This is a genomic window from Daejeonella sp. (genome assembly GCF_044348475.1).
Taxonomy (GTDB): domain Bacteria; phylum Bacteroidota; class Bacteroidia; order Sphingobacteriales; family Sphingobacteriaceae; genus Daejeonella.
In genome coordinates, this window is record NZ_JBIKSU010000078.1 from 1 (window position 1) to 7,925 (window position 7,925).

A 7,925-nucleotide genomic window follows, 5' to 3' on the forward strand; every position below is an offset into this window, starting at 1 on the left:
AAATTCTGCCACAACTACTTCATTCGCAGCATTGATTACACATGGCATATTTCCGCCAGTATTTAAGGCTTCAAAAGCTAGTGCAAGATTTCTAAACGTCTTTTTGTCAGCCTGCTCAAAGCTCAGGTTGGGATAATCTAAAAAGTTAAATCTTGGAAAGGTATTTTCTATCCTTTGGGGATAAGCCAAAGCATATTGTATTGGCAATTTCATATCAGGCAAACCCATCTGGGCTTTCATTGACCCATCTCTGAACTGAACAATGGAATGCACAATTGACTGTGGATGAACGATTACATCAATTTGAGAAACATGCAGATCAAAAAGCCATTTCGCCTCAATCACTTCCAAACCTTTATTCATTAAACTTGCTGAATCGATGGTAATTTTCTCTCCCATCACCCAATTAGGATGCTTAAGGGCCTCTTTTCTACTGATAGTAGACAGAAAATCAACATCTCTGCCTCTGAATGGCCCACCTGAAGCAGTTAAATAAATTTTCTCAATCGGATTACGCTCTTCACCTACAAGGCATTGAAAAATAGCAGAATGTTCAGAGTCAACGGGCAATATTTTAACCCCATGTTCTTTTGCAAGTCTGTTTACAAGTTCACCTGCAACTACCATGGTTTCCTTGTTCGCTAAGGCAATATCTTTTCCAGCCTTAATTGCTGCCAGCGTGGGAATCAAGCCAGCAAAACCTACCATTGCTGTTAAAACAAGCGAGATATTTGGGTGATAGAGAACTTCACAAAGCTCGTTTATGCCACATAAAACTTTTGTTTCGCTTGAACTTAAGGCATTATTAACCTCTGCTAATTTAGCCTCATTGGTTAAAACAACATAGGCTGGTTTGAACTCTAATGCTTGTTTGATTAATAAATCTGCATTATTATTGGCAGTAAGCACAAAGACTTTGAAACGTTCCGGATTTTGGCGGATCACTTCAAGTGCCTGAGTACCTATACTTCCTGTTGAACCCAGAATAGCAATGCTTTTCAGATTAAATTCTTCGCCAAAATTATTTCCCATCAAACAAAATCGATTTATAGTTTAATCCTGAATTTCAGGAATTGGTTAAACTTATTAATTTTTTTAAAGATCCTCAGTTATCTTTTGATCCATTTATTCAATTCATCAGCGATATGTCTGTCATTTGACAAACGAGGAACTTTATTCTGCCCACCCAGCTTACCCTGGCTCTTCATGTAATTTATAAAAGCATGTTTCTCCATCTCATGCATCAGCAATGGGCGAAGAATTTTACCTTCAATCAAATCATAGTAATAGACATTTTTTTTCTGTAGCACCTGATCAACTTTCAAACTGAAGCTAGTCATATCTTTAGGAGGGCGCGCAAATTCAACATACCATTCATGGTAAGGCAGTTCTCCTGGCTGCGTATTTACCTGTGGAGCCACTGTAAATTCGGTAATCTCTACACCCTCTTCGGTGGCTACAGATAATATTGCAAACTCAACTTCTTCACCAATCACATGTTCACCAAAAGCAGAAATAAAATGCTTTATCCTTCCCGACACTACAATCCGATAGGGTTCTTTAGAAACAAATTTTACCGTATCTCCAATGCTATACCCCCATAAACCGGCATTGGTATTCAGGATGATTGCATAATTTTTATTCAATTCCACTTCCTCTAGCGATATCCTACTTGGAGTTTCATTAAAATACTCGTCAGTTGGAATAAATTCATAAAAAATTCCTGCATTCACTAATAAAAGTAAGCCCTTTTCTTTCTGAGAATCCTGAAATGCAATAAAACCTTCGGATGCTGGATAGGTTTCAATCGAGTCGACCTTTCTACCTATACTTTCTTCTAAACGGGCTCTATACGGTTCGAAATTAACCCCTCCATATACAAAAAGTGAGAAATTTTTAAAGATATCGCCTATTTTCTTTCCTCCAGACAGCGTACTTAAGCGATCAAAATACATCTGTACCCATGGTGGAATACCAGAAATAAGTCGCATGTCTTCATCGATTGTTTCTGTTACTATGGCATCTACTTTATCTTCCCAATCTTCTATACAATTAGTCTGATAAGATGGCAAACGGTTTTTCTGAAGATAGCTTGGAACATGATTTGCAACGATACCTGAAAGTCGTCCTGTATTTATTCCATGATTATTACCTAGTATCGGGCTCCCCTGCAAAAAAATAAGGCGGCCATCAATAAAGTCTGAATTACCTGTTTCATGAATGTATGAAAATAAGGCATTCCGGGCAGCCTTAATATGTTCAGGCATAGATTCTTTAGAGATTGGAATATATTTTACACCAGAAGTTGTCCCAGAAGTTTTAGCAAGATATAAGGGCTTTCCAGGCCATAGAACGTTTTCTTCGCCATTGACAACTCTATCAATGTAAGGCCTAAGCTCTTCGTAGTCTGAAATCGGGACATTTTTCTTAAAATCTTGGTAGGTGTTGATTTCTGTAAACAGATGATCTTTACCAAATGAAGTATTTTTAGCTTGCTTGATTAGCTTGCTAAAAACACTTTGCTGCGCAGCTAAAGGATTTTTTTTCCATTTATTGATCTGCTTTACAGCAAAAGCTGCTAAAGGTTTTGCTATGAAAGACTTAATTCCCATTATTATCCTCCGGATCATTCAGCATGATTTCTTCTTCATCGGTATAACTATTAACCAAATGACGATATGCTATGATCAGAATCAAGCTTGAAAATGGTACTGTGAATAATAATCCAACAAATAATGCCATGGCACCCAAAATATTAAGGCCAAGCATCACCAAAAACAATAAACTGACAAACCAAAAATGGCCTTTGGTAATGGCCCAGCTTTGACTGATCGATTCTGAAGATCCTGATTCTTGATCAACAATGAAGCATACCACAAAACACAGCCTGATAGTTAAAAAAATAATTGGTATTGCAATTAATATAAATACAGGTAAAAGATCCCAGCTGAAAGGATTACTGGTATCGATTTCTGGAGAGTTTATAAAGTAAACAGAACTGATAATGGCAATAACAAAAACCAAGATTAATCCGATAATAAGTTTTACAATCAGGAAATTGATTGCTTTAACCAGGTTAGGGATAAAATCAGGAAACTCGGGATTGGTATCATCATCAATGAGTTTAAAAAAAACCTGATAAAAAGCTACAGTAAAAAATGCATCAAACAGACTTAGAATAACATTTTGCAGTAATACGCCTGTACCGCTAGCCCCACCAAAGATAGCAGTTAACAAAGCGGTTATAAAAAAGATGAACAGAAACTGAACTGCAGTAAATCCAAACAGAATCCAGATATTCCTTTTAGCAAGCTCCCAGGCATCCGACAAAATTAAACGTACCGACATCTGCTTATCCATATATTAATGTAGTCTTAAAATTATTCTTTTCCATAAATCCTGCATAAATCCAAGGCCATATGCACTTAGCTGAACAAAAGATGCAGCAATACTCAAAAATGCAACTTTTGCTGATTTGTTTATGTTCCAGGAGTGAAAAAATATCAACAAAATATAGATTGCCAATAATGTATTGCATAACTCTGCTAAAGGATGATTAAAAACGTTTAATATCAAGCTCAGACACAAAAAAAGTGTAAATAAAGCCGGAAAAAAATGGACAACTTTTAGTTCTGAAGGAAAGTGTTTATAAATATTAATTCTTGCCCTACCAAAAAAATGAAGCTGCTTGTAGAATTGAAACAAATCGGTGCGTCGTTTGTGATAAACAATTGCATCAGGTATTAGTCCGATCTTAAATCCCATCGAATGGATTCGAATACTAAATTCTATATCCTCTCCTAATCTTGTCAGTATAAATCCGCCGGTACGCTCCCAAACCTCCCTAGAAATTCCCATATTAAAACTTCTGGGATGAAATTGGCCAATATGTTTTTTATTTCCTCTAATTCCACCGGTTGTAAATGGTGAAGTCATGGAATAGCTGATCGCCTTCTGTACTGCTGTAAAAGATGAGTGAGCACCATCAGGGCCGCCATAAGCATCTAGCTGATGTTCAAGCAGGTAGTTCTTTACTATTTCCAGATAATCAATAGGAATCAGGCAATCGGAATCAAAAACTACGAAATAATCTCCTTTGGCATGTTCAAAGCCAAAATTTCTGGCAAAGCCCTGACCGGCATTTTCTTTATAATGATAACTAATCGCTAATTTATCAGCATAACTATCCACAATCTCCTTTGCACTAATTTTTGAACCATCCTCAATAACTAACACTTCAAACTGAAGATAAGTTTGCTGCGTCAGGGTGTAAAGCAGCTCATCTATCTCCAGAGGACGGTTATAAAGTGGGATAATGATTGAAAAAAACATGACAAATTAATTTTTAGGTTTCTGTAGAAAATGATCTAGCCTTAGAATTTTTCAAATCGGAAATTACACAGTTTTTTCGATCTGATACGTATTTCGTTCGGGCGAATTTCTGGAAACCAGCTCTGCAATAAAACCGGTTAAAAACAGCTGAAAACCTACAATTATAGCTACAAGGGCAATATAAAATAAGGGCTGATCAACCACTTCACGGGTATACCGTATATGCATGGTAATATGATACAGTTTTTCAATTATGATCCATAAAGCCATAATGGTACCTATGAGAAAGCTCAATGCCCCTATTGTACCAAAAAAGTGCATCGGACGTTTTGCAAACTTACCGACAAAGAATATAGATAGCAGATCAAGAAAGCCATTGATAAATCGACTAAACCCGAATTTAGTGGTTCCATACTTACGGGCACGATGTTCAACTACCTGTTCTCCAATTTTTTTGAATCCCGCCCATTTTGCAATTACAGGAATATAGCGGTGCATTTCACCGTAAACTTCTATACTTTTTACTACCTCCTTACGGTAAGCTTTCAAGCCACAGTTAAAGTCATGAAGATTATGAATACCCGACATGCGACGGGTTACTAAATTAAATAACTTGGTGGGTATAGTTTTACTTAAAGGATCATGGCGCTTTTGTTTCCATCCAGAAACCAGATCAAACTTTTCTTCATTGATCCGTCTGTAAAGTTCAGGTATTTCATCAGGGCTATCCTGAAGATCAGCATCCATGGTTATAACTACATTGCCCTGACAAGCCTCAAAGCCAACATTTAATGCGGCCGACTTGCCATAATTACGCCGAAACTTAATACCAACAATGGAAGTATTCTGAGATTTCAATTGCTCAATTACTTGCCATGAATCATCACTACTTCCATCGTCAACCAGAATAATTTCATAGCTGAATGCATGATCGTTCATTACCCGGCTAATCCAGCTACATAGCTCGGGCAATGATTCTGCTTCATTATATAAAGGAACAACTACAGATATATCCATTTTAGATTGGAGATGTGAGATGTGAGATTTTAGATGTGAGATTTTAGATTTTAGGTTATCAAATTAAAACATGCAAATTTCATCAATAAAATTGATAAAATCTGCACGCTGCCATTTTTTAGCTTATTCTTGCTCTTGTTCATCAATTGAAGCAAAAACAGGTTCTTCTTTCTTAAATATCGCTGCAAAAATAAGCGACATCATAAATTGCACAAGTACTGCAATTCCTATATTTTTGAAAAACTGCATTGGAGTGGGATCATATTGAGCCTTTATACCTTCCGATTGTTTACTTATAGCTTCATCAATCTGATCCTGATCCATTCCCATATTCTCTAGGGTATTGGTCATTCCCGCCTCCATATAACCAGATATCTTATCATAAGCATTTGGTTCAACAAACTTATAAAAGGCATAGTTTGCCACCGAATAAAGAATACCTGCAATAAAAGCCATTAAAAAAATACCTTTTAAAGCTTCTCTGAAACTCCAAAAACCACCTATTTTTTTCCTCAGATCAAGTGTAAAAAAAACATAAATCACTAATGATATTACAAGGGTGCCAATTCCAAAAGAAATAGAACCTAAAAGAGATGGAAACATATAAAATGTCACAACCCCTATTGCAGTGGATAGGATGCCGATAGTTAAACCATTGGTACTTGCGGCTTTGTTTAAGTTTTGTAATGATAAATCCATAATTGTTTAGTTTAGTTTTGATTATTAAAAGATATCAGTAAGGCATAAACAGCAGAATCAAAATCAGGATTCTCACTATATTTAATAAATTCATTGAAATCTTCATCTGCTGGATCTGGGTCTCTAAAAAACCCGATCATCGGATAAAATAATTCTTTTAATTCTGAATCTTCAGCAAGTGTGGAGCTAACACGGGCAACTTCTTTCAAACTACTTTCAACCAATATCTGATTAGCTATAACCTCTTCATAAATACGGTGTTCATCCTGAAACTCATCCTCGTCAACCAATAAAAACTCACGAAGAAAGTCACTTAATTCAGGTTCAATTTCTTCATCCTGGCATTCCTGCAAATAAAGCAAAAGGTTTAAAATTTCTGTCCCTCGGTCAATTGTTTTTTCCTCGATCTTCTCCCATTCAGGTGAATCAAGATAATCTTCTTCAAGCTTACGTACATCTTCATTAAAAAAATTAATCAGTAATAGATCAAAGAACAGTTCTCTTAATGGCTCAAAAAGAGAATGATCGTCAAAAGCAGCATCAAGAGACGCTACTTTATCAAGATAAGCCTTTTCTGCACTAAAAACATCAACAAGAATCTGAGAAAAAGCCTCATGATCCTGATTATTAACAGAAGCGAACTGCCCTAATGCAGACAGCATTGCTTCTTTTATACTTTTATTCATGCTAATTTTTATGATAAAATATACTGGTCATTGTTACAAACAAGGTTAATTTTTCCTGTTAATTTTTGCCCTATGAATGGAGAATTTGATGATTTCGACTTATTTGACTCCTCATTAAATATCCATTCTTCTGATGGATTATAGAGTATAAAATTAGCAGAATTTCCAACTTCCAAACCAGGTATAGAGAGCCCCAATACATTTCTTGGTCCGATTACCAGCTTATCCAAAATCAATTCTGGACTTAACCCAACTTTCAAAGCAATAGGAAGTACTGTTTGCAAGCCTATGATTCCAAAAGAAGCGATCTCAAATTCCACATTCTTAAACTCAACTTCATGAGGGGTGTGCTGAGAAACTATGGCATCGACCGTGCCGTCTTTTAACCCTGCGATCAGTGCCTTTTGGTCTGCTTTGGTTCGGAGTGGCGGTTTTACTTTGTATTGGCTATCAAAGCCTTCTAGTTCTTCTTCGGTAAGAACCAAATGATGTGCTGCCACATCGCAAGTAACTTTAACTCCTGCTTTTTTTGCTTTTCTAATCAGATCAACACTTCTGGCTGTACTGATTGTGCTAAAGTGTATTCTGGCTTCATTATATTCTGCCAGGTAAAGATCGCGTGATACCATCAATTCTTCGGCAAGTGAAGGATTACCTTTCATGCCTAGAAAAGTACTCATTACCCCTTCATTCATTTTTCCCTTTGCAGCAATATCCTGATCTTCTGCATATGAAAAAATCAATCCATTGAAAGATTTGGTGTATAGTAAAGCTCTACTCATGAGGCCTGCATTAGTAACAGGCCTGTTTCCATCCGAGAATGCAATGGCACCCGATCGCTGCATGTCAAACATTTCTGCCATTTCTTTCCCTTCCCGGTTATAACTGATACAACCTATGGGGAAGATATCAACCAGGGTGTTTTGCGATTTATTGACTAGGTATGAAACCTCGGCCTTGGAATGAATAGGAGGTTGAGTATTTGGCATCAGAGCTACTCCGGTAAACCCCCCAGCAACTGCAGCGCTGCATCCACTGTCAATATCTTCCTTTGTTTCTAATCCTGGTTCGCCAAAATTAACGTTAATATCAAGAAACCCAGGCGAAAGAAACTGACCCTTTCCAGAGATAATTACTGTTTTGGCATTCGGTGCAGCGATCTTGTTTCCTATCTCAAAGATCTTACCATCA

At 36.8% G+C, this 7,925-nt stretch carries 8 protein-coding genes; all 8 read right to left on the reverse strand.

Annotated features, from left to right (window positions below):
- Positions 1-1,032 (reverse strand): 1-deoxy-D-xylulose-5-phosphate reductoisomerase (locus ACIQZ6_RS10710; protein ID WP_395810932.1); only part of this gene is annotated, 1,032 nt, incomplete at its 3' end.
- A 77-nt stretch (positions 1,033-1,109) separates the two neighbouring features.
- A complete protein-coding gene (locus ACIQZ6_RS10715; RefSeq protein WP_395810946.1) occupies positions 1,110-2,612 on the reverse strand; it encodes a GH3 auxin-responsive promoter family protein in 1,503 nt (500 codons plus the stop codon).
- A complete protein-coding gene (locus ACIQZ6_RS10720; protein ID WP_395810934.1) occupies positions 2,602-3,360 on the reverse strand; it encodes a DUF975 family protein in 759 nt (252 codons plus the stop codon). The genes ACIQZ6_RS10715 and ACIQZ6_RS10720 overlap by 11 nt, the downstream gene beginning before the upstream one ends.
- 3 nt (positions 3,361-3,363) lie before the next feature.
- On the reverse strand, positions 3,364-4,332 hold the full coding sequence (locus tag ACIQZ6_RS10725; protein ID WP_395810936.1) for a glycosyltransferase: 969 nt from the start codon (positions 4,330-4,332) through the stop codon (positions 3,364-3,366).
- Positions 4,333-4,395: 63 nt separating this feature from the next.
- Positions 4,396-5,349, reverse strand: coding sequence for a glycosyltransferase family 2 protein (locus tag ACIQZ6_RS10730; protein ID WP_395810938.1), 954 nt, complete (start codon positions 5,347-5,349; stop codon positions 4,396-4,398).
- Between the two features lie 123 nt (positions 5,350-5,472).
- Entirely contained in the window at positions 5,473-6,048 is a 576-nt protein-coding gene (locus tag ACIQZ6_RS10735; protein ID WP_395810940.1) for a DUF4199 domain-containing protein, read from the reverse strand.
- Positions 6,049-6,059: 11 nt separating this feature from the next.
- Positions 6,060-6,734: a hypothetical protein gene (locus ACIQZ6_RS10740; RefSeq protein ID WP_395810942.1), complete on the reverse strand. Its 675-nt coding sequence runs from the start codon at positions 6,732-6,734 to the stop codon at positions 6,060-6,062.
- Positions 6,735-6,742: 8 nt separating this feature from the next.
- Positions 6,743-7,925, reverse strand: a 1,183-nt coding sequence (locus tag ACIQZ6_RS10745) for a dihydroorotase family protein (protein ID WP_395810944.1), incomplete at its 5' end; no start/stop codon positions are given.

Bases quoted from the DNA above. Each gene is read 5' to 3' on its own strand.
- ACIQZ6_RS10730 (WP_395810938.1), bottom strand. From the start codon at position 5,349: ATGGATATATCTGTAGTTGTTCCTTTATATAATGAAGCAGAATCATTG.
- ACIQZ6_RS10725 (WP_395810936.1), bottom strand. From the start codon at position 4,332: ATGTTTTTTTCAATCATTATCCCACTTTATAACCGTCCTCTGGAGATA.
- ACIQZ6_RS10735 (WP_395810940.1), bottom strand. From the start codon at position 6,048: ATGGATTTATCATTACAAAACTTAAACAAAGCCGCAAGTACCAATGGT.
- ACIQZ6_RS10740 (WP_395810942.1), bottom strand. From the start codon at position 6,734: ATGAATAAAAGTATAAAAGAAGCAATGCTGTCTGCATTAGGGCAGTTC.
- ACIQZ6_RS10720 (WP_395810934.1), bottom strand. From the start codon at position 3,360: ATGGATAAGCAGATGTCGGTACGTTTAATTTTGTCGGATGCCTGGGAG.
- ACIQZ6_RS10715 (WP_395810946.1), bottom strand. From the start codon at position 2,612: ATGGGAATTAAGTCTTTCATAGCAAAACCTTTAGCAGCTTTTGCTGTA.